The organism is Acidaminococcus fermentans (assembly GCF_009696675.1).
Classification (GTDB): Bacteria; Bacillota; Negativicutes; order Acidaminococcales; family Acidaminococcaceae; genus Acidaminococcus.
Map to the genome: position 1 here is coordinate 41,727 of NZ_VULN01000014.1, position 26,188 is coordinate 67,914.

The window sequence follows — 26,188 nt, forward strand, 5'->3', positions numbered from 1 at the left end:
AAACCCCGCTTATTCCGACAGCTTATTTGTGAGCTTCTGCTTCGGCTTCCGCTTCAGCCAGTTTTTCACCCAGGCCCTGGGACAGAGTGCTCTTCTTGCCCAGATACTGACGCATTTCAGCCTTTTCGGCATCTTCCTTGGCTTTGGTGATGCTCAGGGCAATCTTCTTGTGTTCGGTATCCACACGCAGGACTTTCACTTTCACTTCCTGGCCGATTTCCAGAACATCTTCCGGTTTTTCAATCCGCTGTTCAGCGATTTCGGAAATGTGGATCATGCCTTCGTTCTTGTCGTTCAGTTTCACAATGGCACCGAAGGGCAGGAACCGTACCACAGTACCGGTCACTACATCGCCCACATGGAATTCCTTGGCAGCAGCCACCCAGGGATCTTCCTGGAGAGCTTTGATGGACAGGCTGATCCGGCCTTTTTCTTCATCCAGGCCTTTGATGTACACATTGATCTTTTCGCCCACTTTGTACAGGTCAGCCGGTTTCACGCTGCGGTCCCAGGACACTTCAGAGATGTGCACCAGGCCCTGGACCATGGGAGCGATTTCCACGAACATACCGAAATCAACGATGCTCTTGATGGTCCCTTCCACAGTTTCGCCTTCATGGAAGGTCTGGAAAGCCTTTTCCAGGGCTTCTTTCCGTTCTTCTTCCCGTTTGGCTCTTTCTTCTTTATAGGCAGCGTTCTTGGCAGCCCGTTCTTCACGCAGGACGTTTCTCCGGGAGAATACCAGACGTTTCTTTTCCGGGTTGATTTCCAGCAGGGAAACTTCCAGGTCTTTGCCTTCATATTCCTTCACATCATCCACATGCTTCAGATCCAGATGAGAAGCAGGGATGAAGCCAGTCAGTCCATCATAGGAAACAGTCAGGCCGCCTTTTACAGCCCGCAGGCCTTTTACCTGAACAGTCTTCTTGTCAGCCAGTTCTTCCGGCAGTTTCAGCCAAGCCTGGTCAGCTTCAGCCTTGATTTTGCTCAGAACAACCAGACCATCCTGGTTTTCGCTGGCAATAACCTTCAGGGTCACTTTGTCGCCCGGTTTCACAGTGGGGGCTACGGTGTCCTTGGTCCCACCCAAAGTCCATTGGTCGAAGGCCACAGAACCTTCACTCTGATACCCGAAGTCTACCACGACCTCATCATCGGTCACCTCTACCACGGTAGCCTCCACAATCATGCCAATGTGCAATTTCATGCATTCCTGTTCGCCCAACAAACTTTCCATCGTTTCCATAGTTCCAATAGCCTCCTCAATAATTTCCTGCGGCGTCGATGCGCCAGCAGTGATGCCAATTTTTTGTGCTCCGGCCAGCATCGGTCCAGTGATCTCGCTGGCGTCCTGCAAAAGATAGGAACGGGGGTTGATTTCCCTGGCCAGTTCCCACAGGTGTCTCGTGTTGGCACTGTTCTTGCCGCCAAACACGAAGAAAGCATCTGTTTTCCCTGCCAGCTGCCGTGCGGCAGCCTGTCGTTCTGCGGTGGCAGTGCAAATGGTTCGCACGACTTTATAGTCGCCCGGACGTTTCTCCTGAGCCATTCGAAGCAGAAGGTTAAACTTCTCAGCTTCAAAAGTCGTCTGACTGACTACCCCAAACTTATCTTTTTCAGGAAGAGATCCAAGATCATCGGGTGTTTCGATGATCACAGAATCGCTGCCTGCCCAAGCCTTGATACTTTGCACCTCAGGATGACGCTTCTCCCCAATAATGATGACAAAACGGCCTTCGTCCGCCAGTTCGGCAGCCGTTTTCTGTGCTTTCCGCACATGAGGACAAGTGGCATCGATGACTTTCAGTTCCCGCTGGCGGGCCTCCTCATAAAGAGCAGGGCCCACACCGTGGGATCGGAATATGACTGTATCGCCAGCCGCGAATTGCGCCAGCTTCTCCTTGCATTCTACACCTTGCTGTTTCAGTTTTTCGACAACACGGGGATTATGAACCAATTCACCCAGAGTGGCAATACTATCATTATACCCTTTTGCTTGCAGTTCTGCAACGTGTATTGCTCTTTTTACTCCATAACAGAATCCGCAGGGGTCTGCAACATAGATTTTCATCCGTCAATTATCGCTGTGCGCGTCCATAAGAGCCTGGATTTCCTTCATCAGCTCTTCGCTCAGCTCCTCCACTTTCAGTTTGTTTCCCTGTTCGTTTTCCAGCTTCATGGGCTTGCCGAACACCACGGTGATCCTGGGCCAGAAGCTTTTCCGGCGTTTCAGGTCGCTGCCCAGGATGCAGGTGGGCACCACTTCCGCCTTCCCCTTCAGGGCAATGGCCAGAGCCCCGGGCTGGGCTTTGCCCAGTTTCCCGTCCCGGCTCCGGTGGCCTTCCGGGAAGATCCCCAGCACCTCTTTGTGCTTCAGGATGGTAAGAGCTGTCCGGATGGCATGGGCATCCCCTGCTCCCCGGTGGACCGGAAAGGCTCCCAGGCTTTTGTACAGGGTTCCCAGCACCGGTACGAACAGCTCACTTTTGGCCATGAAATGGACTGGCCGGGAAGAGGCCGTGCCCACCATGGGCGGGTCCAGCAGGCTTACGTGGTTGCAGGCGATCACTACCGGTCCCTCTTTGGGGATGTTGTCCCGTCCAATGACCCGGAGCCGGTAAATGATCCGGAACAGGATGGAAAAAATCAGCTGGACAAAGCGGTACCACATGTTACAGCACCTCTCTGGCCATGGCGGCAATCTGTTCCGTCACCTGATCGATGGAAAGATGGGTGGAATCCAGATACCGGGCGTCTTCCGCACACCGGAGGGGAGAAATCTCCCGGTTTTCATCCAGGGCATCCCGCTGGGCGATCCGTTTTTCCAGGTCTTCCAGGGATACCTCCGTACCCTTTTCCTTCAGTTCCAGATACCGGCGCCGGGCCCGTTCCTCCACAGAAGCTGTCAGGAACACCTTCAGCTGGGCCTGAGGGAATACCACGGTGCCGATGTCCCGGCCGTCCATGACCACGCCGCCCTCACAGCCGATCTTCCGCTGGGCCGCCACCATGGCTGTGCGCACCCCGCCTACAGCTGCCACTTTGGACACGTTCCGGGACACTTCCAGGCTGCGGATGGCATCGGTGACTTCCTCCCCGTCCGCAAAGACCCGGTTCACTCCATCAGCGTACCGGAAGGTAATGGCAATCTGGTCCGCGATAGAAGTGACCGTCTCGTCGCTGAAAGGCTTCCCGCTTTCCAAAAACCGCAGGGTCACCGTCCGGTACATGGCTCCCGTATCGATGTAGGCATAGCCCAGAAGGGCCGCCACCTTTTTGGCGATGGTGCTTTTGCCGGCTCCCGCCGGGCCATCAATGGCAATGATGATTTTTTTCACACAGATTCCTCTTTTCCATCCAAAGCGGCGTGAGTCCCTGCCACACAGCCTGACGAAAAGGCTGCCTGGAGGTTGTAGCCGCCGGTATATCCATCCACATCCATCAGTTCTCCGGCAAAGTACAGGTTGGGCACTTTTTTGGAGGCAAAGGTGGAGGGATTGATTTCTTTGGTGCTTACGCCCCCGGCGGTGACAATGGCTTCCGCCAGGGGACGGGTGCCGGTCAGGGGCACCATGAAGTTTTTCAGGGTCTCCACCAGACGCTGCCGCTCCTTCCGGGTGATCTGGTTCACTTCCTGCTCCGGTTTCAGGCAGGCGGCGTCGATGATCACCGGGATCAGGCTCTGGGGCAGCAGATCATGGAGTCCGCTTTTCAGCTGCTTCCGGCTGTATTTGGCAAAATCCCGCTGGACCCGGGCGTCCAGCTGTTCCGGAGCAAGGGCCGGCTTCAGGTCGATGGACAGGTCCAGGAGAGCCTGGGGATCCTTCTTCCAGGCGGTGGAAGCCGCCCGGGACAGGGTCAGCACAATGGGCCCGCTGACCCCGAAATGGGTGAAGAGCATTTCCCCGAATTCCTGGCCCAGCACCTTGTTTCCCTTCAGCAGGGTGGCCCGCACGTTCCGCAGGCTCAGGCCCTGGAGGGACCGGATCTCCGGGTCGTCGCTTTCCAGGGGCACCAGGGCCGGCCGGGGAGGCACAATGGTGTGCCCGGCTTCCCGGGCCAGGGCATACCCGTCCCCGGTGGAACCGGTCCGGGGATAGGAAGCCCCGCCGGTGGTCAGGACCACCGCATCCGCCGGGATCATCTTGCCGTCCCCGCAGACCACCCCTGTGACCCGTCCCTGTTCCAGCACCAGTTCCCGGACCCGGGTGTTGGTCCGCAGTTCCACCTTCTTTTTCCGGAGGATCTTCTCCAGGGTTTCCACCACATCCAGGGCCCGGTCGCTCTGGGGAAACACCCGGCCTCCCCGTTCCACCTTCACCGGCAGTCCGTTTTCTTCCAACAGCTCCATTATATCCCGATTGGTGAAGGTATGAAAAGCCCCAAATAAAAATTTTCCGTTTCCCGGCAGCATGGGGATCATGTCCCTCATGTCACAGGCGTTGGTGATGTTGCACCGTCCCTTGCCCGTGATCATCAGTTTCCGGCCGGGCATGGCCATTTTTTCCAGGAGCAGCACCCGGGCTCCGTTTTCCGCCGCCTTGATGGCCGCCAGGATCCCGGCTGCTCCGGCTCCCACAATCACAACCCGCTTCATTTGTTATCCTGTCCTTCCAGGGAGGCTACTTCTTCGGGAGTCAGTTCCCGGAACTCTCCTTTTTTCATCCCCTCCAGGGTCAGGTCTCCCACCTGGATCCGTTTCAGGGATTTCACCGGGAATCCAATGAAGTCGCACATCCGCCGGACCTGCCGGTTCCGTCCCTCATGGATGGTCACTGTGAACCGGGTCAGGTTTTTGTCCGGATTCCATTCCTTCACATATACCACCGCAGGAGAAGTGAGCCCGTCTTCCAGGGGCACCCCCAGCCGGAGCACGTCCAGTTTTTCTTCCGGCACCCGGCCGTGGACTTCCACTTCGTAGGTCTTGTCCACATGGTGGCTGGGATGGGTAAGATGCTGGGCCAGCTCCCCGTCGTTGGTCATGAGCAGCAGCCCTTCTGTGAGATAATCCAGCCGTCCCACCGGGTACAGCCGCTGGTGGAGCCCCGCCATCAGATCCGCCACCGTCCGCCGGCCCTGGGGATCCTTCATGGTGGTCACCACCCCTTTGGGTTTGTACAGCAGGTAGGTGTGCCGGGCGCTTTTCCGGTGGATGGCCTTCCCGTCCAGGGTGATTCGGTCCGCCTTCCCCACCCGGGTGCCCAGTTCCGTCACCGTTTTTCCGTTCACCTGCACCCGTCCGGCCAGGATGATCTTTTCACATTCCCGGCGTGAAGCCACACCGGCGGCTGCCATGACTTTCTGGAGCCGTTCTTTGGTTTGTTCCATATGGTTGTCTAATCCTTTCACTCAGTCAAATAAAGGTTCCGGTTCTTCCAGCCGGCCTTCCAGCACTTCTTCCGGCAGTTGGGGCAGATCCTCCAGGGAATTGAGGCCGAAGGCCTTGAGGAATTCCTCCGTAGTGCCGTAAAGGATGGGCCGGCCGATTACTTCCTTCCGGCCCACTTCCCCCACCAGGTCCAGTTCCACCAGGGTGCTCAGCACCCCGTCCACCTTCACCCCCCGGATGGCTTCCATTTCGCTTTTGGTCACCGGCTGCTTGAAGGCCACAATGGCCAGGGTCTCCATGGCTGCATTGGACAGCTTCACTTCCTGTTTTTCCTGGAGCCGGCGCACCAGGCCCGCCGCTTCCTTCTTGGTTACCAGCTGCCAGCCTCCCGCCGCCTGGCGCAGTTCGATGCCCCGGCCGGCCTGCTGGTATTCCTGCTGGAGGGTTTCCAGCAGCTGGGCCACTTCTTCGGTGGAACAGAACAGGGCCCCTGCCGCCCGCTCCAGGGTCAGGGGATCCCCGCTGGCAAAGAGCAGGGCTTCCAGCTCAGCGGTTTTCTTCAGTTTCATGGGCCTCCTCCTTCCGGGGTTCCAGGACCATGGGCCCGAAAGGCTCTTCCTGGATCAGATCGATTTCCTTCAGCCGCAGCAGTTCCAGCACGGCCAGGAAGGTGGCGATCACCTCGCTGTGGTTTTTCCGGTCCTGGAGCAGCTGGCGGAAATCCATTTTTTCCTTTCTTTTGCCCAGCGTCTCCCGGATGGCCTCCATCCGTTCCTGGACGGGGAATTCCTGCCGGGGAATCACCGTTTCCTCGTCCTCCTGCCGGGGCATGAGCCCGGCCAGGGCCCGGAGCAGGTCCGCCAGGCCGTACCGCTTCACCTTCTGGAGCACCTTTCCCTGGGGTTCCGGAGACCGGGCGGTCTGGAGGCTGGCCCGCTGGAGACATTCCCGGAGAGCCTGGGCCAGCTTTTTGGTTTTCCGGTATTCCACCAGCATGTCCACCAGCATCTGCCGGGGATCCGGTTCTTCCTCCCCCTCTTCCTCCGGGTCCCGGGGCAGCAGCATCCGGGATTTGATCTGGAGCAGGATGGCCGCCATCAGCAAAAATTCGCTGGCCACGTCCAGGTTGTATTCCTGCATGGCATTGATGTAGGCAATGTACTGCTCCGTAACGGAAACAATGGGAATATCATAAATATCGATTTTGTCTTTTTCAATCAGGTGGATCAGCAGGTCCAACGGGCCCTGGAAATCCGCCAGTTTCACTTGGTACACAGGCCGCCTTCTTCCCGGTCAGAACAGAAACAGGGCCAGGATTCCCCGGCACAGCTGGAGATACAGAGTGGACAGCGGATTGATCACCAGGCCCACGATTCCGGTAAAGCACAGGATGATCAGGATCAGGTTGGTATAGGGCCCCACCATCCGCTCATAGGCCAGGGCCTTGTCCAGAGGCAGCGCCGTCTGGAGCACCTTGTATCCGTCCATGGGGGGAATGGGGATCAGGTTGAAGAAGGCAAACCATACATTGTACAGCATGAGCCAGTTCAAAAACAGCAGCACGCCCCGGCCGGCGTTGAAGTACCGGGCCAGGAACAGCTGGAGGAACATGGCCAGAAAGGTGACGAACAGATTGCTGGCCGGGCCTGCAAAAGCCACTTTCAGCATCCCTTCCCGGGGGTTGGGATAATACCGGGGGTCCACCCGCACCGGTTTGGCCCAGCCAAACCCCACCAGTACCAGCATCAGGGACCCGATCAGGTCCAGATGGGCCAGGGGATTCATGGTAAGCCGTCCGTCCGATTCGGGAGTAGGGTCCCCCAGGCTGGCGGACATGGCCCCGTGGGCATATTCATGGACCGTAATGGTAAACAGCAGCGCCGGGATCCGGTAGATCAGAGACGCATCCAGATTGAGCATAGGGAAAATTTCCTTTCCATTAGGTAGAATTCAAATCAGAGCCGGCGCAGCCGGCCTCCTGCGGCCGCTGACCGTTGACAGCTGACGGGGCAGCAGCCCCATATCCCTATCATACTACCATAAAGCCGAAAAAGGGTCAAACTGCATCCTGCAGCCTGACCCTTTTCCCCATTTCCTTATTTTTTGTGTTCTTTCAGCCCATCCCGCAGGTATTCGTTGAGAATCCGTACATAGGTCCCTTTCATTCCCAGGGATTCGGTTTCCAGCACCCCGGCGCTTTCGAATTTCCGCAGGGCGTTGACGATCACGCTCCGGGTGATCCCGGCCTGGTCGGCGATCTTGCTGGCCACCAGCAGTCCTTCGTCCCCGGGCAGTGCCTTGAGGATTTCAGAAATGGCTTCCAGTTCGCTGTAGCTCAGGTTGGAGAAGGCGATCTGGACCATGGCCTTCTTCCGGCTGGCTTCTTCAATATGCATGGCTTTGTCGTGGAGCAGCTGCATGCCGATGACCGTAGCGGCATATTCGCTGAGCAGCAGGTCGCTGTCCACGAATTCTTTCTTGAATTTCCCCAGGATCAGGGTCCCCAGACGGACACCGTTCCCGAAAATGGGCACCACCGTGGTGTATTTGCTTTCAAACAGGCATTTGGTCCCTTCGCTGAAAGCGCACATGTTCTTCACCAGACGGTAGTTGGAAGACGTTTCCCGGATTCCTTCCAGCCATTTCACATAGTCGGCAGGGAAACGGCCCACATCCAGCACTTTTTTGATCATCAGCTCGCATTCAAAGCCGTCCAGGATGGAGTAGCCCAGCAGCTCTCCGTCGCTGGAGACGATGTAGATGTTCGCCTTGATGACGTCCTTCAGCACTTCCGCCATCTTTTTGTAGCTGACGGTTTCCGTGTTCTGAAGCAGTTTGTTGATCATACGCGTTTTTTCCAGTAAAGCTAACATAGTAAGTCCCTCCTAGGCCCTTGGATGATGTTTCTCATAGACTGCGGTGAGACGTTCCGCCGTCACATGAGTATAAATTTGTGTTGTGGATAAGCTCACATGTCCCAGTAATTCCTGTACAGCCCGCAGATCCGCCCCGTGATCCAGCAGATGGGTGGCAAAGGTGTGCCGTATGGTGTGGGGGCTCACATGTTTCTGCAGGGCACACATGTCCACGTATTTGTCCAGGATCCTCCGTACGCTCCGGCTGCTGAGAGGTGTCCCCCGGCTGTTCACGAACACAGCCTGATGAGGAGCTGCCTGGTACCGGACCATCAGCTGCCTTCGGCTGCGGCGGAGATAGTCTTCCATGGCCGCCACACAGGGATGCCCCAAAGGCACCAGCCGTTCCTTCCGGCCCTTCCCCATCAGGATGGCATACCGGTTGCCCAGATCCACCCGGGTCAGCGTAAGTCCCACCAATTCGGAAACCCGGCAGCCTGTAGAATAGAGGAATTCCAGGATGGCCCTGTCCCGGCGGCCCAGGACAGTGGTACAGTCCGGCATCCGCAGCAGGAGATTAATTTCAAATTCTTCCAAAAATACAGGCAGCTTCTTTTCCAGTTTGGGAGTCCGCACCTGGGTAAAGGGATTGGTCTTCACCCGGTCTTCCCGCCGGAGATACCGGTAGAAAGAACGAAGAGAAGAAATCCTTCGGGCGATGGTCCGCCGGGCCAGTTTATCATCGTGCATCAGCGCCAGATAGGAACGGATGTCCAGGACAGTGACCTGGGGCCAGCTGAAAGATTCCTTCCGCCGGACCATAAAGTCTCTGAAATGCCGGATATCCGCCAGATAATTCTCAATGGTCAGGGGGGAGGCGTCCTTTTCCACCTCCAGATAGGTGGCAAAGTCCTCCGCCCATTTCCCAAGTTTTTCTGAGGAACCCGGAGTATGTGTCAGTTCCATGGCAAGCCTCAAATTGTACGAATTTTATTGAATTCCCGACAATTCATACTACCATATTCAGACTAATCATGCAAGTTATTTTTTACATTTTCGAGAAAGTTTAGACTTCTGGCAGCTATAGCCGCATTTTTCTCTTTTTTCCCCCGGATCCTGGGGCCATCCCAGGGGGCGATCAGCCCGAAATTAATGTTCATAGGCTGGAAATGCTTTACCTCCGGGTTGCTGATGTAGTGGCTCAGGGCTCCCATGGCAGTCTCTTTGGGGAACAGCACCTGTTTTTTCCCGGCTATGGCCCGGGCAGCATAGATTCCCACCGCCAGACCGGAGGCGGCGCTTTCCACATACCCTTCCACCCCGGTCATCTGACCGGCAAAATAGAAATGAGGCCGGTTCCGGAGGGAATAATCCGGGTTCAGCAGCAGTGGACTGTTCAGGTAGGAGTTTTTGTGCATCACCCCGTACCGGACGAATTCCGCATTTTCCAGTCCCGGGATCATCCGGAACACCCGTTTCTGTTCCGGCCATTTCAGATGGGTCTGGAACCCTACGATGTTGTACAGGGTCCCGGCCCCATTGTCCTGGCGGAGCTGGACCACTGCATAGGGGTCCTCCCCGGTCCTGGGATCCGGAAGTCCCACCGGCTTCAGAGGTCCGAACCGCATGGTGTCTTCTCCCCGGAGGGCCATTTCTTCAATGGGCATGCAGGCTTCGAACACATTGTGCTCGAAATCCTTCACCGGAGCCGTTTCTGCATGGCACAGTTCCTGCCAGAACCGGAGGTATTCCTCTTTGGTGAAAGGGCAGTTGTAATAAGCCGCTTCCCCTTTGTCGTACCGGGAAGCCTTGTACACCTTGTCCTGGTCCAGGGAATCCACGGTGACAATGGGGGCCGCCGCATCGAAGAAATGGAAGTAATCCTTTTCCACCAGCTGCTGGATGGCTTCGGAAAGGGCCCCGCTGGTGAGAGGTCCGGAGGCGGTGATTACATAGTCCTCCGGAGCGAACCGGCTGTAATCAGTGACCTCTTCTTCCACCAGGGTCACCAGGGGATTTTCCCGGATGGCGTCAGTGACGGCCTGGGCAAACCCTTCCCGGTCCACTGCCAGGGCTCCCCCGGCAGGCACCTGGTGGGCATCGGCGCAGGCGATGATCAGGGAATCCAGCCGGCGCATTTCCTCCTTCAGCAGGCCCACGGCGTTTTCAATGTTGTTGGCCCGAAGGGAATTGCTGCATACCAGCTCACTGAACAGGGCCGTATGGTGGGCCGGGTCGCTTTTTTTCGGGCGCATTTCGTGGAGCATCACCGGGATCCCCCGGCGGGTCAGCTGCCAGGCCGCTTCACAGCCTGCCAGCCCGGCTCCGATAATATGGACGGTCATGGAAATTTTCCTTTCATTTCTTCTTCAGGGAAGCGTTGGGGCACTTCTCTTTGCTGCAGTGGAGCACGGTCTTTCCGCTGCGCTCCTTGTGTTCCACCATCATGCTGCCGCACTGGGGGCATTTTTCGTTGGTGGGTTTGTCCCAGGAGGTGAACCGGCAGGTGGGATAGTTGGCGCAGCCATAGAACAGCCGTCCCGTCTTGCTGTGCCGTTCGATCAGATCCCCGCCGCACTGGGGGCACTTCACCCCCACTTTCACCAGGATGGGCTTGGTGTTCCGGCATTCCGGGAATCCGGGGCAGGCCAGGAACTTGCCGTGGCGGCCTTCCTTCACCACCATGAACCGGCCGCATTTCTCACATTTCACATCGCTGACGATCACGGGCTTTTCCACCACCGGGATGTTTTCATCCGCCACCTTCAGAGCCTTTTCAAAAGGACCGTAGAATTCCTGGAGCACCGTTTCCTTATCGGTCTTGTGCTCGCTGATGGCATCCAGTTCGCTTTCCATATGGGCGCTGAAGGGCACGTCGATGAAGGGGGAGAAATACTGGGTCAGCATGTCGATGGTGAGTTTCCCCAGTTCCGTAGGCAGCAGCTTCTTCCCTTCCTTGGCCACATAGCCCCGGGCCAGGATGGTCTGGATAATGGGCGAATAGGTGCTGGGCCGGCCGATGCCCTTTTCTTCCAGTTCCTTGACCAGGGTGGCTTCGGTGAAGTTGGCAGGGGGTTCCGTAAAGTGCTGGACCGCCTCGTTCACCCGGATCAGGTTCATGGCCGTGCCTTTTTCCAGAGCCGGAACCTTCTTGTCCTTTTCCTCGTCCTTCCGGTCCGCCAGCTTCAGGAACCCGTCGAACTTTACCACGGAACCGGTGGCCCGGAGTTCGTAATTGTCCCCGGCAATGGTCAGGGTGGTGAGGGTGCTGACGCTGCTGGCCATCTGGCTGGCCACCGTCCGCTTCCAGATCAGGGTGTAGAGCCGCAGCTGATCCCGGTCCAGATAGGGCGCCACATCTTCCGGAGTCCGGCTCACACTGGTGGGACGGATGGCTTCATGGGCTTCCTGGGCATTCTTCCGGCTGCTGTACACATTGGGTTTCTTGGGCAGGTAACTGGGACCGTAATTGGCATCCACATAGCCCCGGATCTCGCTGACCGCCGCATCCGCCAGGTGCACCGAGTCGGTACGCATATAGGTAATGAGCCCTACAGAGCCTTTCCGGCCCAGGGTGACCCCTTCGTACAGCTGCTGGGCCAGCATCATGACCTTTTTGGTGGAAAAGTTCATCTTTTTGTTGGCTTCCTGCTGGAGACTGCTGGTAGTGAAGGGAGGCGCCGGTTTCCGCAGCCGGTCCCGGACAGAGCAGTCCGTCACCTGGTAGCTGGCCTTCTTCAGGTCTTCCGTCACCTGGTCCGCTTCTTCCCGGTTGTGGATTTCCAGTTTCTTCCCATCCCGTTTCACCACATCCGCCGTGATCTTGGGAGTCTTGCCGGGAGCCAGCACCACGGAAGAAGTCCAGTATTCCTCCGGTTCGAAGTCGTCGATGAGCTTCTGCCGGTCGCAGATGATCTTCACCGCCACGCTCTGGACACGGCCGGCGCTGAGGCCCTTCCGGATCTTCCGCCACAGGAGAGGGCTCAATTGGTACCCTACGATCCGGTCCAGGATCCGCCGGGTCTGCTGGGCGTCCACTTTGTCCATGTCGATGGACTGGGGATCCTTCAGAGCCCCTTTGATGGCGGTCTGGGTGATTTCATGGAAGGAAATCCGGCAGGGAGCCGCCGGATCCACCCCCAGGATGTAGCTCAGGTGCCAGGCAATGGCTTCCCCTTCCCGGTCCGGGTCCGTTGCCAGATAGATTTTGTCGGCTTTTTTGGCCAGGGTCTTCAGTTCCTTGATTAAAGGTCCTTTCCCCCGGATATTGATGTATTTGGGAGTGAAATGATGCTCTACGTCAACACCGAACTGACTTTTGGGCAGATCCCGGAGATGGCCCATGGAGGCCCGTACCGTAAAGGTCTTGCCCAGAAATTTTTCGATGGTCTTGGCTTTCGTAGGGGATTCCACAATGACCAGTTTATTCGTCACGATTTTCTCCTCCTAAACTGCATGATAGCGATTGCGGCTGTTCCGCTGGACCCGGCCGGACAGTTCCAGCTCCAGGAGCAGGGTACTGAGCACGGCCAGGGGCCAGGGGAATGCATCGGCCAGTTGTTCCAGGGAACTGCCCTGGTGTTTCTGGAGCCAGCGGCACAGGGCCCCGGCTTTTTCTTTTTCATCGGGAGCGAAATCCCGGAACAGGTCCGGTTCTTCTCCGGCCTGGGGCAGAGTTCCCTCTTCCGGCCCCAGCAGGCTGGTGAGTACTTCCTGGGGATCATCCCCCACCCGGGCTCCCTGCTTCAGGAGATGGTGGGTGCCCTGGCTGGTTTCGGAAAAGATGGGCCCGGGGACGGCGAACAGTTCCCGGTTTTCGTCCAGAGCGGCATGGGCGGTGCTCATGGCCCCGCTGCGGATGGCAGCTTCCACCACCACCACTGCCCGGCAAAAGCCCACGATGATCCGGTTTCGCAGAGGGAAGTTCTGGGGCAGGGGCGGAGTCCAGGGGGCATATTCCGTCACCAGGGCTCCCTGCTGGGCGATCCGGTCAAAAAGCCGGAGATGGCGCCGGGGATACAATTCCCCCAGTCCGCCGCCCAGTACGGCCACTGTGGGGCCGCCTGCATCCAGGGCCGCCTTGTGGGCCGCCGCATCGATGCCGTAGGCGCCCCCGCTGATCACCGGCACCTGCCGGAGGGCCGCCGCCCGGGCAAACCGGGCGGCCACGGCCAGACCGTAATCCGTGGCCTTCCGGGACCCTACCACCGCCACACAGGCCGGCTGGTCCGGCAGGGTGCCCTTTACATAGAGCACTGGTGGAGGAGCGGCCAGCTGGTCCACCAAAACCGGGTAGTCCGGATTCCACCGGCTGATCACCCGGGCCTGGTGATGCTCACACCAGTCCCAGATCCTTTCCGGCAGATTTCTCCGGTGGGGCGACTGCCAGACCTTGTCCAGAGCCGGGCTCCAAAGCCCCGCCTCCTTCAGTTCCCCTGTCCCCGCCTTCCAGGCTTTTTCCAGAGACCCGAAGGCCTCCCGGAGCAAAGGTACCCCCTGAGGGGCCTCGTAGCTCAGCAGATCTGCCAAGGCTGCACAATACACATCTTCCATAGGCTCACATCCCTTGCTGCATATAATAGAAGTTTTCTACGCCTGCAAACGAGTATTAGTATACATGGAAACTGTCTGAAAAATCAAGAGGGGTTGTTGCACGTTGTATGAACAACCCCTGTCACCGGTCTCCTGTTACCGGCCGCTGGCCGCTGGAAAGGACCCGTAACTGACGGGTCCTTTTGAAGAGAAACGCAGCCCTTGCACCTTCCCCCCTTTTATTGTATGATATTCACAAACAATTTATGTTTTCTGTTTGACCAATGTTCGGCAAATTTCAATTCCTGAAGGAGGAACTTTCCATGCCCGCATCTCTTAACGCCACCCCGTCCGGGGAACGTGTCCATATTGGTCTGTTCGGCTGCCGGAACGCCGGCAAATCTTCTCTGATCAACGCCATTACCGGCCAGGACCTGGCCATTGTGTCCGACTACAAGGGCACCACCACCGACCCGGTTTCCAAAGCCATGGAAATCCTGCCTCTGGGGCCGGTACTCCTCACCGACACCCCGGGGATGGACGACGACACGGACCTGGGCCAGTCCCGGATCGAAAAGGCCCGGCTGGTACTCCGGAGCACGGACATCGCCCTGTTGGTGGTGGATGCGTCCACAGGCATGAATGCTTTCGACCGGAAGCTGCTCCAGGAAATCCGGGACCGGAAGATCCCCTACCTGGTAGTGTTCAACAAATGCGACCTGGTGCCCAGCTTCACCCTGCCGGAAGACCTGAAGGATCACAGCATGCTGGTCAGTGCCCAGGCGGGTACCCAGATCTGGGAACTGAAGGAACGGATCTCCCAGGCCCTGGGAAAAGATGGGGTGAAAAAGCCCCTGCTCCTGGACCTGCTGGAACCCAACGCCCTGATGGTGCTGGTGGTGCCCTGCGATGAAAGCGCTCCCAAGGGACGGCTGATCCTGCCCCAGCAGCAGACCATCCGGGAACTCTTGGACGGCCACTGCAGTGCCGTTGTGGTCCAGCCCCAGGAACTGACCGGGATCATCAGCCTGTTGGGCAAAAAGATCAGCCTGGTGATTACCGACAGCCAGGCCTTCCATACGGTGAACCAGATGGTGCCTCCGGAGATCCGGCTCACCAGCTTCTCCATCCTGTTTGCCCGGTACAAAGGCCAGCTCACCGCCTTCCTGGATGGAGCCCTGAAGCTGAAAGACCTGAAGGACGGGGATCCGGTGCTGATTTCCGAAGGGTGCACCCATCACCGGCAGTGCAACGACATCGGTACCGTAAAGCTGCCCAACTGGATCCGGAAGTATTCCGGGGCACAGCCTGACTTCCATTACAGCAGCGGCAAGGGATTCCCTGACGACCTGAGCCCCTTCAAGCTCATCGTCCACTGCGGGGCCTGTATGCTGAATCCCCAGGAAGTGGCCTACCGGCAAAGTGCCGCCCATAAACAAAACATCCCCATGACCAACTACGGCATTGCCATAGCCTGTATGAACGGGATCCTCCCCAGAGTCCTGGCCCCGTTCCCGGAATTGGCGGAGAAAGTGAAATAACGGGGGTGTGAAAATCCACACCCCCGACTAAAAGGGCTGTGAAAAAATGATTCCTCATTTTTTCACAGCCCTTTTTCACCCCTGCAGCGCCGATATATCCCTGTCCACGTCCACCGATACCGCGTAGCCTGGATACAGCTTCCCCACTTCTTCTTTCAGTTCCTGGACGATGGGTCCCCGGTCCCGGCCGAAGGTAACCACCACGTCGAACCGCATGGTCTTTGCTTTCCGGTCCACATAGAACCCGTGGACCTGGAGGGCCCAGGGGTGCCGCATCACCATCTGGCTCACTTTTTCCCGGATGGCTGCCGCCTCCGGATCCCGGGTATTGTAGGAATACACTGTTACCCCGGACAGATGGACCCCGGTGGCCTTGAAGATTTTTTCATGGATCCGGTGGGTCAAAAGGTCCACCTGTTCCACGGTCATCACATCCGGCAGTTCGATGTGCACAGAGGCATAGTTCCGGCCCGGTCCGTAGTTGTTGATCATCAGATCATAGGCCCCCTGGATTTCCGGTTCCGCCACCAGGAGATTCTTGATTTCCCGGACCAGCTGGGGATCCGGCCGCTCTCCCAGGATTTCATTCAGGGTATCCCGGAGCATCCCATAGCCACTTTTCAGGATGAAACAGGCAATCAGGGCCCCTACATAGGATTCCAGAGGGAGCCCCCATTCCAGATACACCAAAGCCGCCACCAGTACGGAAAAAGACAGTACCGCGTCAAACAGGGCATCGGACCCGGACCCGATGAGAGCTCCGGAATCCGCTTCCTGGCCTTTGGCCTTTACATACCGGCCCAGAATGATCTTGGCAATGACTGCCACCACCAAAAGGATCAGAGAGGCGGTGGTGTATTCCGGCACCTCCGGTTCGATGATTTTTTTCACACTTTCCACCATGGCCGTGACCCCGGCATAGAAAATGATGATGGAAATCACCAGGGCACTCAGGTATTCATACCGGCCATGGCCAAAGGGATGTTCAAAATCCGGGTTCCGGTCCGCCAGTTTGGCCCCGGCCACGGTAATCACCGAAGACAGCACGTCCGACAGGTTGTTCACCGCATCCATCAGGATGGCAATGGAGTTGGTGGAAAACCCCACCACCGCCTTGAACCCGGCCAGGAGCACGTTCACTCCGATACCGATGAAACTGGTCCGCAGGATGATGGATTCCCTGCGGCCCTTTGCCAATGAAATACCCATAAGAACCAGCCAGCCTCTCTCGTACAGAATTGCTCCCATTATAGCACAAATGGAAGGGTTGGAAAACGCCCCTGGCGTTTTCCTTCCCAATAGAAAGGCCGCCGGAACCTCCGGCGGCCTTTGTCAATGGTCAGCTGTCAATGGTCAGCGGCCCTCCCCTTCTCCCGTTTCAGGATCGTGGCCAGTTCCGGGTCTTCTCCCAGGTCCACCGGGCCGAAATTGGTGTGGTTCCCTTCTCCGTCCCAGCTGCACAGCATATACCCCATGGTATTGGCGTCATATTCCACCGTATAATACCGGGGATTTTCTCCCTGGAGCCCGTGGACCAGGTAGGCCCGGGGGCACAGAGTGTTGAAGTTCCAGCCCGCTTCAAAAGGAAAATGCATCCGCAGCACATAGAACTGGGAGTGCCCCGTATGTTCATTGCGGATCTCCAGTCCTTCCGCGGTGAAATCCTCTTCCTGATAGAACCTTTCGTTCTCGTCCCCGGTTTCCGGCAGATCCGCCAGAACACTGGCACACAGGGTTCCAAAGGCATTCCCCAAAAGAAAAGGGCTGATCTGCTTCCCTTCCGGATCCGGATAAACCACAGCCGGGAAGAACTGGTGTTCCAGGAAATACAAAGGGTTCATGAGAATCCTCCTTTTACCCTTCCACCTCGACCAGTTCGATCTTGAAATTCAGTTCCTTGCCGGCCATTTCGTGGTTGGCATCGAAGGTAATGGTGGATTCGGTCTTTTCCGTAACCCGTACCGGGATCTGCTGGCCGTTGGGGGTGCCCAGGGCCACCCGCTGGCCCACTTCCAGGTTTTCCGAACCGGGCATCTTGGCAATTTCCACGGTGAGGATGTTCTGGGGATTGGGCTGGCCATAGGCCTCTTCCGGCATCAGGTGGATGTTCTTCACTTCCCCTACAGCCATATCCCGGACCGCATCATCGAACCCCTTGATCATCATGCCGGCCCCGACCACGAATTCCAAAGGCTCGCCCCGGTCATAGGAAGAATCGAATTTGGTCCCGTCGTTCAGGGTGCCTTCGTAATGGACTTTGACTTTTTTGTTTTCGTTGCTCATGGTTTTCTCCATTCTGTCAGTTTTTATAGTCAATCGTGTTAATTGTACCGTACTGGACGGGGAAAGTAAATGGCAAGAAAGGCCGCCGGTAAGTCCGGCGGCTTTTGTCAACGGCCGGCGGCCGATGGGGCTGCGTTTCCATGCAAAGCCATCTGCCACCGGCAAATGTTCTCCATACAAAAAAACACCCGTCAGGGATCATCCCTGACGGGGAAGCGGCTGTTAGAGGACTCTTGCCGCTCCGATATATCTTGCGCCCCAGTATCCGCTGAATACGTTGGATACGGTGACACCGGTGCTGCTCCCTGCCTGGAGCATCTGACCGTTGCCGATGTAGATGCCGCAGTGGGAAGGGCCCGGTTCATAAGTTTCAAAGAACACCAGGTCTCCCGGTTCCAGCTCGCTGGAAGAAACTTTCGGGAAAGCATAGTACTGGGCATCCGCTGTCCGGGGGATTTCGATCCCCATCTGCCGGAACACGTACTGGGTGTAACCGGAACAGTCAAAGCCCCAGGGAGTGGTCCCCCCGAATACATAAGGCACGCCCACATAGTCGTAAGCGGTGCTGATCAGCTCTCTGGCCGTGCTGCTGCCGTAACCATAGCTGCTGCCATAGCCCCGGTTGGTGTTCAGCGTACGGTGGGTGGGCATTTCTCTGCCCATGAGCTTTTTGTAGGTGAAGTTCCCGATGACCCCGTCTGCTGCCAGACCCATGCTGGCCTGATATTTCTTTACTGCAGCCACGGTACGGGCTCCATAGACCCCGTCAGGGATCCCGATATCGTAGCCTTCCATCAGGAGCTGTTCCTGGATGGCTGCCACTTCCGGTCCTGACTGACCCTGTTTGAAACTGGCAAAAACGTTCTGCGCAGGCAGTGCCACTGCTGCGGTGGTTGCCGCTGCCAGCACTACGCCAAGCATCATCCTCCTAAATATAATAAACACATCCTCTCGATTACGCCTACGAAGTTAGCTGCCGGGTGCGGGTCGAGATGCCCTATTCCGAAGAAATTAACCCCACTTTGGTTCCCCCGTTCACATTGCTGTGATTCGGCTTTTTTATTTAGTTTTGCCGGTTCTAATTATAACAATTCTCTTATTCGCTGTCTATTGGCTGTTACCACTTTTCACGATATGTTCACGAATAATATACAAAGGTCTTTGTTTCACTTCATCGAAGATCCGGCCCACATATTCTCCCACGATCCCTATGCCGATCAGCTCCACACCTCCCAGGAAGAACTCTGCCGCTGCCAGGGTGGTCCACCCGGGAACCGCATCCTGGATAATATATTTCACATAAATGACATGACCGATGAGCAGGATGCTCCCCAGCCCTGCAATGCACCCTACATACAGGGCCAGCCGCAGGGGCACCCGGGAAAAAGCCGTGATCCCGTCCAGGGCGAACCGGAGCATTTTCCGCAGATTGAACTTGGAATGGCCGGCGAACCGGGGCGGTGCCACAAATTCCAGGGTGGTGTACCGGAACCCCAGATTGTTCACCATCCCCCGGATGAACCGGGCCCGTTCCCGGAACCGGTTCAGGGCATCCACCGCCTTCCGGTCCATTAGCCGGAAATCGCTGCCCCCAGGGGTGATCCGCACTTCGCTCATGGAATTGATCAGCTTGTAGTATAAGCGGGAGGTTATATTTTTGAACCAGGTGGCGTCTTCCGTGGCTTTCCGCACGGTCTGGACGATTTCGAAGCCCTCTTCCCATTTTTTCAGCAGTTCCGGCACCATTTCCGGCGGGTGCTGGAGATCCCCGTCCATGGAGATCACCGCGTCCCCGGTGGACTGGTCCAGACCGCAGGTCAGAGCCAGCTGGTGGCCGAAATTCCGGGCAAACACATACCCCTGGACATTGGGATCCTTCTCTGCCAGTTCCCGGATCAGCTGGCTGGTCCGGTCTTTGGAACCATCGTCAATGAACAGGATTTCGTAATCATACGGCAAAGGCGCCATTACTTGCGTAAGGCGCCTGTAAAACTCGTGGATATTCTCCTCTTCATTGAAGACAGGCACGACAAAAGAGATCTTTTTCATGCATTGTCTTCCTTTCCGTTATAAAACGGCCAAAGCCTGTTCGTAGGCACTTTTGGGTTCAACCCCTACAAAGCGCTGGACTTCCTTGCCGGCCTTGAACAGCACCACCGTAGGGATGGCGGATACGTTGAACCGCATGGCCACGTCTGGCACCTGGTCCACATCCAGTTTGGCGAACTGGACTTCCGGATGTTCTGCTGCCAGGTCTTCGATAACGGGAGCCAGCATCCGGCAGGGACCGCACCAGGTGGCCCAGAAGTCCACCAGTACCGGTTTGCCTGCATCCTGGATCAGTTTGTCAAAAGCGTCTGCGCTGCCAATATGCATCATTTCCATGGTATTTCCTCCTTCGTGCTTCCGCACAAGGTATTTTTCAAAAAGGTGAGTGCTCAGTAAGCCGAGTTCTGTCAACGATAATCATTTATCTAGCCCTGCAGTTGCCTGCAGATTCAAGCGACACTACCCGGAAGGATCAGCGGGCCGCTTCATCCCTTCCCTATTTGGTCTTGCTCCGGATGGGGTTTACCAAGCCGGCCAATCACTTGACCGCTGGTGCGCTCTTACCGCACCGTTTCATCCTTACCGGCAAAGCCGGCGGTTTGTTTTCTGTGGCACTTTCCTTAGGGTCGCCCCCACTGGACGTTATCCAGCATCCTGCCCTGCGGAGCTCGGACTTTCCTCATCAGCACAAAGGCTGCCGCGATTATCTTTCCGCACTCACTGGATGAAATGATACCATAGGTTGGTCAATCCGTCAAACCTTCCACAGGTACCGCTGTAACATTTTGTCGTATTCCCAGGATTCGCTCCGTTCTTTTTCGTGGAACTGATTCATGATGGAATCCACTTCGTCCGCATAATGGACGATGAAGGCCTCCTTGGTGACGCACACCACCGGGGATCCTTTGTCCTGATCCCCGTGATGGCTGAGGATGATGTGGAGGAGCCGTTCCCGCCGGTCCGCCGACAGGTCGGGGATCTTCCGGGCAGCCCGGTCCACGGCCATGGCTCCAATGGAAATATGGCCCATGAGCCGGCCTTCGGTGGTATAGGGGAATCCCAGATCCGAAGAGATTTCCCGGATCTTTCCCAGGTCATGGAGCAGGGCCCCGGCAATCACCAGGTCCAGATCCACGTTCCCGATGGCCCCGGCCATGGCCACGGCCAGCCGGGTGACGCACACGGTGTGGTGGAGCAGCCCGCCCACATAGGCATGGTGGAGCCGCATTCCCGCCGGATTCTTCAAGAACTGCCGGAGGGTATTCCCGGAAAACAGGGTTTCCACCAGTTCCCGGAGGCCGTCATCCTGGATCCGGCCCATAAAGGCCTGGAATTCTGTCTTGTATTTTTCCAGATCGATGTGGCCGCTGGGCAGCAGATTGGACAGATCGTCCTCTTCCGTCACCGCCTGGACCTTCTGGACAATCACCTGGTAGGCCATGGTGGTGGAATATTTGTTCACATCCACCTTTCCCCCGATGATATAGGGAGAAGGGGCCTCCATGGTCCGGAGCCGGCCAATGGGACCGGCTTCGAAACAGATAAAGGGAATGCAGCCGCTGTTGTCTTCCAGCAGCCCCTTGGCATAAGGCTTGCCGTTGGAGGAGGTGCCCACCTTCTGGAGGCGGACCAGGCAGGGTTGTTCCATGGCATTCCCCAACTGCAGATCTCGGATCATGACAGCCGCCCCTTACACCGTCTGGAGGATCCGTTCTTCTTCGGCACGGATCACTTCAAAATGACGGCCGGATTCATCCCGCCAGGTGTTGAGCACCTGTTCCAGCTTGTCGATCACCGGGCTCTCGGTAAGCTGATGGGTGCCGTCCACTACATTCAGCCCCAGGTTCAGGGCCTTCTGGGCCACATGGTACTTCAGATCTCCGGTAACCAGGGTATCGGCACCGGCCGCCAGGGCATCCTCCATAAAGTCGGCTCCGCTGCCGCCTACTACGGCCACTTTGTAAACCGGTTCTTCCCCGCCGGCAAAGGTCAGGTGTTCCGCACCCAGGTCATCCCGGACCTTGGCAGCGAAAGCCTTCAGTTCCATCGGTTCGGCCAGCACCCCGATCCGGGCCAGTCCCTGTTCCGGGCAGTCCTTCCGGGGGATTTCCGTTACATCTTCCAGACCCAGCCGGGCGGCCAGTACATCATTAACCCCGCCTTTGGCCGCATCCAGGTTGGTATGGGCCGCATAAAGAGCCACATCGTGTTTGATCAGCTCATAGAGCACTTCCATCTTGGTGTCCGTAACCGCCAGGGTCTTGGGCAGGCTGAAATAATAGGGATGGTGGGTGATGATGATGTCACATTCCTGTTCGATGGCCTGTTCCGCCACTTCCGGGCTCAGGTCCAGGGCCACCAGGATCTTGTGCACATGCTGGGCCAGATGTCCCAGGAGCAGCCCCGGGTTGTCCCAGCTTTCCGCATAAGCTACAGGGGCCAGCTGGTTCATGAACAGACAAATGTCCGTTACGGTGGTTTCCTTACTTCCCATTTCTTCCGTTTCCACAGTCAATTTCCTCCAGTTGTTTCCAAAGGGTCTCATATTCCTTGTACTGGCGGCTGGCCCGGGCCCGCTCACTCCGGTCCATCTGGGTCAGCAGCCGTTGGATCTTCTTTTTCTTTTCCGCCACGAATTCTGCCAGCAGGGGATGATGCCGGCGGACCAGATCATCCCCCACTTCCCGGCAGCTGCCAGGATATTTCCAGCCCGGGGATGGTTCCAGGAGCAGCAGTTCATAAAGCCGCTTTCCCTCCCGGACCAGCTCCTCCCGGACCACCGCCCAGCCATGGTCTTCCGCCCAAAGCCGGAGCCGGCAGGAATCGCTCATGGGCTGGAGCACCAGATGTCGGAAGGCGGGATGCTGCCACACCTCCGGGGCTTCCCCCAGAATCTGCAGCATGGTTTCCGCCCCCATGCCTGCCATGACAGCCGTTTCCACTTCGCCCGGGGCCACCACGGTCAGGCCGCTGCCCTGGCGCACGGTGATCCGTTCTTCCAGATGGAACTGCCGGACCGTGTGCCGGGCCGCCTCACAGGGACCGGGGACCACATCCCCGGCAATGGCCTGCTCAATTTTTCCTTCCTGGAGCAGCAGTACCGGCAGGTAGGCATGGTCCGTGCCCACATCTGCCAGGGTCCGGCAGGGAGGCACCAGGGCCGCCACTGCCTCCAATCGAGGTCCAAAATGCATGGTTTCTCCTTACTCCCGTTCCAGGATGAACTTCCGGGCATCATCCAGGCTGGTCACGTCCCGCCAGCCGAAGCACCGGAGCTTTTCGCACAGAGCAAAAGCCGTTTTGTATCTGCCGATAAGAGCCTTGGCCTGGCGGAGGATTTCCCGTCCCACCGGGCTGTTGCAGTAGCCTTTCATGGCTTCTTCCAACAGGCTCCTGTCTTTCCAACTCTTTTCCCGGAAACAGCTGTGGACGAACAGGAACAGATCCAGCACCCGGGGGTCCGCGTCGATGAACCGCTTTTCATTTTCCCAGTCCAGGAAAGTGATCTTGTCCTGTTCCTTGTCATAGGCAATATCCCGGAGAGCCGGCCGGCCATGGTGGAGCCCCATCTGGTGGAGCTTCGCCAGGGCTTCCCCTGCCTTGTGGTAGGCTTCCAGCCGGCAGTCCTTCCAGGGGGCTTCCTTGGCCACCCCCTGGAGGGTCTTGCCCACCGCTTTCATGACAAAATAGTCATCCTGGAGCAGGACGATTTCCGGTGCCAGGGGAAAATACTGGTTCACCGTCATGATTTTATACACCTCGCACCAGAAGGCCCCTTCCACACTTTGTTTGGCAAAGGCGTTCCGGTGGTTGGACAGTTTCCGTTTGATGAACAGGGCCTGGTCCTGGTACAGGAAAGGCAGGACCCGTTTATCCGGCTGGAGGGCAATGGCTTTGTCCGCCGCCTGTTTCAAATCCAGATCGATCAACGGTCCGCCTCCTTTCTCATTCCGCCCGAAGGGTGCTGATCAGCTTCCGGGCCCCCAGGATCTTCCCGGGGGACATGCTCAGTTCATCCACACCCATGGCCACAAAATAAGGGATCAGTTCCGGGTCTGCTGCGGCTTCTCCGCAGATGCCCACCCAGCAGCCCCCGGCATGGCCGTTCCGGATGGTCAGGTCGATAAGCCGGAGCACCGCCTTGTGGCTGGCCTTCCCCAGTTCTTCCAGGCTGGCGTTCTGCCGGTCCACCGCCAGAGTGTACTGGGTCAGATCGTTGGTGCCGATACTGAAGAAATCCACGTACTGGGCCAGGTCGTCGCTGATGATGGCCGCCGCCGGGGTTTCTATCATGATCCCCACTTCCAGCTTTTCGTCAAAGGGGATTCCTCCTGCCCGGAGGCTGGCTGCCGCCTGTTCCAGAAGGGCCCGGGCCGCCTTCACTTCCTCCACGGATACGATCATGGGGAACATCACTGCCACTTCCCCATAGGCGGAAGCCCGGAGAATGGCCCGGAGCTGGGTCAGGAAAATTTCCGGCCGCTTCAGGCAGATCCGGATGGCTCTGAATCCCAGAGCCGGATTCTCTTCTTCCGGCAGCTGGAAATAGCCCACTTTTTTGTCCGCCCCGATGTCCAGGGTCCGGATGATCAGCTTCCGGCCTTCCAGTTCCTGGGCAGCGGTACAGTAAGCTTCGAACAGTTCGTCTTCCGTAGGATAGTCTTCCCGTCCCAGATAGAGGAATTCACTGCGGAACAGGCCTACCCCTTCCCCGTCGTTCTGGAGCACCAGGTCGATGTCTTCCGGCTGGCCGATGTTCCCGTACAGGGCGATGGTCCGGCCGTCGGCAGTGCAGGTGGGTTTCCCCCGGAACTGTTCCAGGGCATCTTCCGCCGCCCGGTGCTGCTGCTGTTTTTCCTTCAGGGCTTCCAGCACCTGAGGTTCCGGATCCAGCCAGAAATTCCCGGTGCCCCCGTCCAGGGCTCCCAGGGTACCGTTCCAGTCTTCATCCAGGGTGATTCCTGTATGGACGATGGCAGGGATCTTCATGGTCCGGGCCAGGATGGCGGTGTGGGAGTTGGCGCTGCCTCCGCTGGTCACAAAGCCCAGGATCAGGGATTTGTCCAGCTGGAGGGTTTCACTGGGAGTCAGGTCGTCGGCGCAGATAATGGAAGGCTGGGTGAGAAGTTCCGTCCAGCTCCGGCCTCCCTGGGCCAGGGCATCTTCCAGCTGGCCGCACACCGCCCGCACATCGGCCCCCCGGGCCTGCATGTATTCATCGTCCATGGCTTCCAGCATGGCGGCGAACTGGCTGCCCGCTTCCCGGACCGCCCCTTCCGCCGTCATGTGGTTTTCCTGGATCAGACCTGTAATGGTGTCACACAGATCCGGATCCTGGACCATCATCTGATGGACTTCAAAAATGCCGGCTTCTTCTTCCCCCACCTGCTGCCGGGCTTTTTCCTTCAGCCCTTCCAGGATTTCGATGACCTGCTGCTGGGCAGCCTGGAGCCGTTTCAGTTCCTGCTGGGGATCCAGACAGGTGTCCAGCCGGATCTCCGGCTGACGGCCTGCCGGCTTTACCAGGATGGGCCCTGCCGCAACCCCGGCTGAGGCTCCCTTCCCTTGTACAAGCTTCATGGACTGTCCTCCTTACAGATTGGCTTTCAGGAATGCTTCCAGAGCGGCTGCCGCTTCTTTTTCATCCGGTCCTTCCACGGAAACCGTCAGTTCCATGCCGGCTTTGATTCCCATGCCCATCAGGGAGAAGATCCGTTTCAGGTCCCCGGTCTTGCCGTTGCCGGCCACGCTGCATTTGGACTGGAATTTGGCCGCTTCCTTTACCAGCATGCCGGCGGGACGGGCATGGATACCCTGAGGATCCTGGATGGTATACGTAAATTGAATCATGAGAATGACCTCCTTGAAATTGAAAAAAATGGATACTTATATTTTATTATATCATAAAAAGGCGCCCCTGTCCCAGAGGGACGGGGGCAGGGGATTATGCGGTCAGGGGGGCAGGCCCGGCTCTTCACTCTTTACTCTTCACTCTGTACTGTCTGCTTCTCCCTCCTGCTCCGGGCAGGTGATGTCGATGAGGAGTTCGATCATGTGGTGGAGGAGCCGGACTTCCTCGGTGTTGGCGGCTTTGTAGTACATTTCTTTGCCGGCCCGGCGGCTGATGATCAGGCCGTTTTCCCGGAGGATCTTCAGATGATGGGACAGAGCCGGGCTGCTCATGTGCATCAGGGCCGACAGGTTGATGACACATTCTTCCATGTGGCACAGGAACCAGAACAGTTTGATCCGGTTGGCGTCCGCCAGGCTGCTGAACAGCCCGGACACCGCAGAAAAATTGGCATTTTCCGGCAGATCTTTCAGGATGTAGTTGATATTTTCTCCATGATTGTGGGGCAGTTGGTCCGCTGACATAACGATCCCTCCAATAGTCTTGTTGGGATTATTATAACATAAAAAAGGGGGTGAAAGAATTCACCCCCCCGGTCGCAGGCCGGGGCTCACGCATCCGACCGGGCAAATCCGTTCTTCATTCCGTTGCTGGCGGCGTAAAGGACCTGGCCCAGGACTTTCTGGGTCTCTTCTCTGGCCATGGCGGCCATGGTTTCGTTCCGGGCTTCCAGATACCGGCTTACATT

At 57.5% G+C, this 26,188-nt stretch carries 27 protein-coding genes, 1 other RNA gene and 1 riboswitch; of the genes, 1 reads left to right on the plus strand and 27 read right to left on the minus strand.

The features are described 5' to 3' along the window. Positions 1 to 22: 22 nt before the first annotated feature. The 13 genes from FX155_RS09505 to dprA all read right to left on the minus strand — a co-directional run bounded on the left by FX155_RS09505 (position 23) and on the right by dprA (position 13,737). On the minus strand, positions 23 to 2,071 hold the full coding sequence (locus tag FX155_RS09505) for a bifunctional 4-hydroxy-3-methylbut-2-enyl diphosphate reductase/30S ribosomal protein S1 (RefSeq protein ID WP_022488338.1): 2,049 nt from the start codon (positions 2,069 to 2,071) through the stop codon (positions 23 to 25). Positions 2,072 to 2,074: 3 nt separating this feature from the next. Further along, the gene (locus FX155_RS09510) at positions 2,075 to 2,671 is read right to left on the minus strand and encodes a lysophospholipid acyltransferase family protein (RefSeq protein ID WP_022488339.1); all 597 of its coding nucleotides are present in this window, start codon (positions 2,669 to 2,671) and stop codon (positions 2,075 to 2,077) included. A 1-nt stretch (position 2,672) separates the two neighbouring features. Then, positions 2,673 to 3,338 (minus strand): (d)CMP kinase, encoded by a 666-nt coding sequence (cmk, locus tag FX155_RS09515; RefSeq protein WP_022488340.1) that lies wholly within the window; start codon positions 3,336 to 3,338, stop codon positions 2,673 to 2,675. Then, positions 3,335 to 4,597 carry an NAD(P)/FAD-dependent oxidoreductase gene (locus tag FX155_RS09520; protein WP_154488525.1) on the minus strand — a complete coding sequence of 421 codons (1,263 nt, stop codon included), beginning with the start codon at positions 4,595 to 4,597 and terminating at the stop codon, positions 3,335 to 3,337. Before FX155_RS09520 ends, cmk begins: the two co-directional genes overlap by 4 nt. Continuing rightward, entirely contained in the window at positions 4,594 to 5,328 is a 735-nt protein-coding gene (locus FX155_RS09525; RefSeq protein WP_154488526.1) for a pseudouridine synthase, read from the minus strand. Before FX155_RS09525 ends, FX155_RS09520 begins: the two co-directional genes overlap by 4 nt. Before the next feature lie 21 nt (positions 5,329 to 5,349). After that, the gene (gene scpB / locus FX155_RS09530; protein ID WP_022488343.1) at positions 5,350 to 5,898 is read right to left on the minus strand and encodes an SMC-Scp complex subunit ScpB; all 549 of its coding nucleotides are present in this window, start codon (positions 5,896 to 5,898) and stop codon (positions 5,350 to 5,352) included. Beyond that, positions 5,876 to 6,604, minus strand: coding sequence for a segregation and condensation protein A (locus FX155_RS09535; protein WP_022488344.1), 729 nt, complete (start codon positions 6,602 to 6,604; stop codon positions 5,876 to 5,878). Before FX155_RS09535 ends, scpB begins: the two co-directional genes overlap by 23 nt. 18 nt (positions 6,605 to 6,622) lie before the next feature. After that, the gene (locus FX155_RS09540) at positions 6,623 to 7,249 is read right to left on the minus strand and encodes a site-2 protease family protein (RefSeq protein WP_022488345.1); all 627 of its coding nucleotides are present in this window, start codon (positions 7,247 to 7,249) and stop codon (positions 6,623 to 6,625) included. 176 nt (positions 7,250 to 7,425) lie between these two features. Then, on the minus strand, positions 7,426 to 8,202 hold the full coding sequence (codY, locus tag FX155_RS09545; RefSeq protein WP_022488346.1) for a GTP-sensing pleiotropic transcriptional regulator CodY: 777 nt from the start codon (positions 8,200 to 8,202) through the stop codon (positions 7,426 to 7,428). Positions 8,203 to 8,214: 12 nt separating this feature from the next. Further along, positions 8,215 to 9,150 (minus strand): tyrosine recombinase XerC, encoded by a 936-nt coding sequence (xerC, locus tag FX155_RS09550; protein ID WP_022488347.1) that lies wholly within the window; start codon positions 9,148 to 9,150, stop codon positions 8,215 to 8,217. A 62-nt stretch (positions 9,151 to 9,212) separates the two neighbouring features. Then, positions 9,213 to 10,529: a methylenetetrahydrofolate--tRNA-(uracil(54)-C(5))-methyltransferase (FADH(2)-oxidizing) TrmFO gene (gene trmFO, locus FX155_RS09555; protein WP_022488348.1), complete on the minus strand. Its 1,317-nt coding sequence runs from the start codon at positions 10,527 to 10,529 to the stop codon at positions 9,213 to 9,215. A gap of 13 nt (positions 10,530 to 10,542) precedes the next feature. Further along, a complete protein-coding gene (topA, locus tag FX155_RS09560; protein ID WP_308664225.1) occupies positions 10,543 to 12,618 on the minus strand; it encodes a type I DNA topoisomerase in 2,076 nt (691 codons plus the stop codon). A 12-nt stretch (positions 12,619 to 12,630) separates the two neighbouring features. Next, positions 12,631 to 13,737, minus strand: a complete 1,107-nt coding sequence (gene dprA, locus FX155_RS09565; RefSeq protein WP_154488527.1) for a DNA-processing protein DprA — start codon at positions 13,735 to 13,737, stop codon at positions 12,631 to 12,633. A gap of 302 nt (positions 13,738 to 14,039) precedes the next feature. On the opposite strand from dprA, the gene hydF reads away from it, so the two are divergent. Next, a complete protein-coding gene (hydF, locus tag FX155_RS09570) occupies positions 14,040 to 15,257 on the plus strand; it encodes a [FeFe] hydrogenase H-cluster maturation GTPase HydF (protein WP_154488528.1) in 1,218 nt (405 codons plus the stop codon). Between the two features lie 75 nt (positions 15,258 to 15,332). Here hydF and FX155_RS09575 read toward each other — a convergent pair whose 3' ends face one another. The 14 genes from FX155_RS09575 to FX155_RS09640 form a co-directional block, all read right to left on the minus strand. After that, positions 15,333 to 16,466: a cation diffusion facilitator family transporter gene (locus tag FX155_RS09575; protein WP_154488529.1), complete on the minus strand. Its 1,134-nt coding sequence runs from the start codon at positions 16,464 to 16,466 to the stop codon at positions 15,333 to 15,335. A 137-nt stretch (positions 16,467 to 16,603) separates the two neighbouring features. Continuing rightward, entirely contained in the window at positions 16,604 to 17,098 is a 495-nt protein-coding gene (locus FX155_RS09580; protein WP_154488530.1) for a hypothetical protein, read from the minus strand. Between the two features lie 13 nt (positions 17,099 to 17,111). Beyond that, complete coding sequence (locus tag FX155_RS09585) at positions 17,112 to 17,540, minus strand: FKBP-type peptidyl-prolyl cis-trans isomerase (protein WP_022486706.1); 429 nt, start codon at positions 17,538 to 17,540, stop codon at positions 17,112 to 17,114. A gap of 222 nt (positions 17,541 to 17,762) precedes the next feature. Further along, complete coding sequence (locus FX155_RS09590; protein ID WP_022486707.1) at positions 17,763 to 18,461, minus strand: NlpC/P60 family protein; 699 nt, start codon at positions 18,459 to 18,461, stop codon at positions 17,763 to 17,765. Positions 18,462 to 18,483: 22 nt separating this feature from the next. Continuing rightward, positions 18,484 to 18,606: riboswitch (cyclic di-AMP (ydaO/yuaA leader) on the minus strand. Between the two features lie 41 nt (positions 18,607 to 18,647). Next, entirely contained in the window at positions 18,648 to 19,589 is a 942-nt protein-coding gene (locus FX155_RS09595) for a glycosyltransferase family 2 protein (RefSeq protein ID WP_022486708.1), read from the minus strand. Positions 19,590 to 19,607: 18 nt separating this feature from the next. Beyond that, complete coding sequence (gene trxA / locus FX155_RS09600; protein WP_308664228.1) at positions 19,608 to 19,952, minus strand: thioredoxin; 345 nt, start codon at positions 19,950 to 19,952, stop codon at positions 19,608 to 19,610. Positions 19,953 to 19,967: 15 nt separating this feature from the next. Next, positions 19,968 to 20,309, minus strand: an RNA gene (rnpB, locus tag FX155_RS09605) — RNase P RNA component class A. Positions 20,310 to 20,343: 34 nt separating this feature from the next. After that, a complete protein-coding gene (locus FX155_RS09610) occupies positions 20,344 to 21,267 on the minus strand; it encodes a 3'-5' exoribonuclease YhaM family protein (RefSeq protein WP_022486710.1) in 924 nt (307 codons plus the stop codon). A 12-nt stretch (positions 21,268 to 21,279) separates the two neighbouring features. Beyond that, a complete protein-coding gene (locus FX155_RS09615; RefSeq protein ID WP_326831133.1) occupies positions 21,280 to 22,098 on the minus strand; it encodes a Nif3-like dinuclear metal center hexameric protein in 819 nt (272 codons plus the stop codon). Next, a complete protein-coding gene (locus FX155_RS09620; protein WP_154488532.1) occupies positions 22,073 to 22,783 on the minus strand; it encodes a tRNA (adenine(22)-N(1))-methyltransferase in 711 nt (236 codons plus the stop codon). The genes FX155_RS09615 and FX155_RS09620 overlap by 26 nt, the downstream gene beginning before the upstream one ends. Before the next feature lie 9 nt (positions 22,784 to 22,792). After that, on the minus strand, positions 22,793 to 23,518 hold the full coding sequence (locus FX155_RS09625) for a hypothetical protein (protein WP_154488533.1): 726 nt from the start codon (positions 23,516 to 23,518) through the stop codon (positions 22,793 to 22,795). Positions 23,519 to 23,534: 16 nt separating this feature from the next. Then, positions 23,535 to 25,169: a phosphoenolpyruvate--protein phosphotransferase gene (gene ptsP, locus FX155_RS09630; RefSeq protein ID WP_154488534.1), complete on the minus strand. Its 1,635-nt coding sequence runs from the start codon at positions 25,167 to 25,169 to the stop codon at positions 23,535 to 23,537. Positions 25,170 to 25,181: 12 nt separating this feature from the next. Continuing rightward, entirely contained in the window at positions 25,182 to 25,439 is a 258-nt protein-coding gene (locus tag FX155_RS09635; RefSeq protein ID WP_012938187.1) for an HPr family phosphocarrier protein, read from the minus strand. A gap of 138 nt (positions 25,440 to 25,577) precedes the next feature. Continuing rightward, the gene (locus FX155_RS09640; RefSeq protein ID WP_154488535.1) at positions 25,578 to 25,964 is read right to left on the minus strand and encodes an ArsR/SmtB family transcription factor; all 387 of its coding nucleotides are present in this window, start codon (positions 25,962 to 25,964) and stop codon (positions 25,578 to 25,580) included. Positions 25,965 to 26,188 lie beyond the last annotated feature (224 nt).

What these genes read in the sequence shown, in the direction of transcription:
- FX155_RS09620 (WP_154488532.1), bottom strand. Translation starts at nt 22,783, where the DNA reads ATGCATTTTGGACCTCGATTGGAGGCAGTGGCGGCCCTGGTGCCTCCC.
- FX155_RS09585 (WP_022486706.1), bottom strand. Translation starts at nt 17,540, where the DNA reads ATGAGCAACGAAAACAAAAAAGTCAAAGTCCATTACGAAGGCACCCTG.
- scpB (WP_022488343.1), bottom strand. Translation starts at nt 5,898, where the DNA reads ATGAAACTGAAGAAAACCGCTGAGCTGGAAGCCCTGCTCTTTGCCAGC.
- FX155_RS09525 (WP_154488526.1), bottom strand. Translation starts at nt 5,328, where the DNA reads ATGGAACAAACCAAAGAACGGCTCCAGAAAGTCATGGCAGCCGCCGGT.
- hydF (WP_154488528.1), top strand. Translation starts at nt 14,040, where the DNA reads ATGCCCGCATCTCTTAACGCCACCCCGTCCGGGGAACGTGTCCATATT.
- FX155_RS09505 (WP_022488338.1), bottom strand. Translation starts at nt 2,071, where the DNA reads ATGAAAATCTATGTTGCAGACCCCTGCGGATTCTGTTATGGAGTAAAA.
- FX155_RS09540 (WP_022488345.1), bottom strand. Translation starts at nt 7,249, where the DNA reads ATGCTCAATCTGGATGCGTCTCTGATCTACCGGATCCCGGCGCTGCTG.
- ptsP (WP_154488534.1), bottom strand. Translation starts at nt 25,169, where the DNA reads ATGAAGCTTGTACAAGGGAAGGGAGCCTCAGCCGGGGTTGCGGCAGGG.
- FX155_RS09520 (WP_154488525.1), bottom strand. Translation starts at nt 4,597, where the DNA reads ATGAAGCGGGTTGTGATTGTGGGAGCCGGAGCAGCCGGGATCCTGGCG.
- FX155_RS09590 (WP_022486707.1), bottom strand. Translation starts at nt 18,461, where the DNA reads ATGCTTGGCGTAGTGCTGGCAGCGGCAACCACCGCAGCAGTGGCACTG.
- FX155_RS09635 (WP_012938187.1), bottom strand. Translation starts at nt 25,439, where the DNA reads ATGATTCAATTTACGTATACCATCCAGGATCCTCAGGGTATCCATGCC.
- dprA (WP_154488527.1), bottom strand. Translation starts at nt 13,737, where the DNA reads ATGGAAGATGTGTATTGTGCAGCCTTGGCAGATCTGCTGAGCTACGAG.
- FX155_RS09610 (WP_022486710.1), bottom strand. Translation starts at nt 21,267, where the DNA reads ATGATCCGAGATCTGCAGTTGGGGAATGCCATGGAACAACCCTGCCTG.
- codY (WP_022488346.1), bottom strand. Translation starts at nt 8,202, where the DNA reads ATGTTAGCTTTACTGGAAAAAACGCGTATGATCAACAAACTGCTTCAG.
- FX155_RS09640 (WP_154488535.1), bottom strand. Translation starts at nt 25,964, where the DNA reads ATGTCAGCGGACCAACTGCCCCACAATCATGGAGAAAATATCAACTAC.
- trmFO (WP_022488348.1), bottom strand. Translation starts at nt 10,529, where the DNA reads ATGACCGTCCATATTATCGGAGCCGGGCTGGCAGGCTGTGAAGCGGCC.
- FX155_RS09595 (WP_022486708.1), bottom strand. Translation starts at nt 19,589, where the DNA reads ATGAAAAAGATCTCTTTTGTCGTGCCTGTCTTCAATGAAGAGGAGAAT.
- FX155_RS09580 (WP_154488530.1), bottom strand. Translation starts at nt 17,098, where the DNA reads ATGAACCCTTTGTATTTCCTGGAACACCAGTTCTTCCCGGCTGTGGTT.
- FX155_RS09510 (WP_022488339.1), bottom strand. Translation starts at nt 2,671, where the DNA reads ATGTGGTACCGCTTTGTCCAGCTGATTTTTTCCATCCTGTTCCGGATC.
- FX155_RS09575 (WP_154488529.1), bottom strand. Translation starts at nt 16,466, where the DNA reads ATGGGTATTTCATTGGCAAAGGGCCGCAGGGAATCCATCATCCTGCGG.
- xerC (WP_022488347.1), bottom strand. Translation starts at nt 9,150, where the DNA reads ATGGAACTGACACATACTCCGGGTTCCTCAGAAAAACTTGGGAAATGG.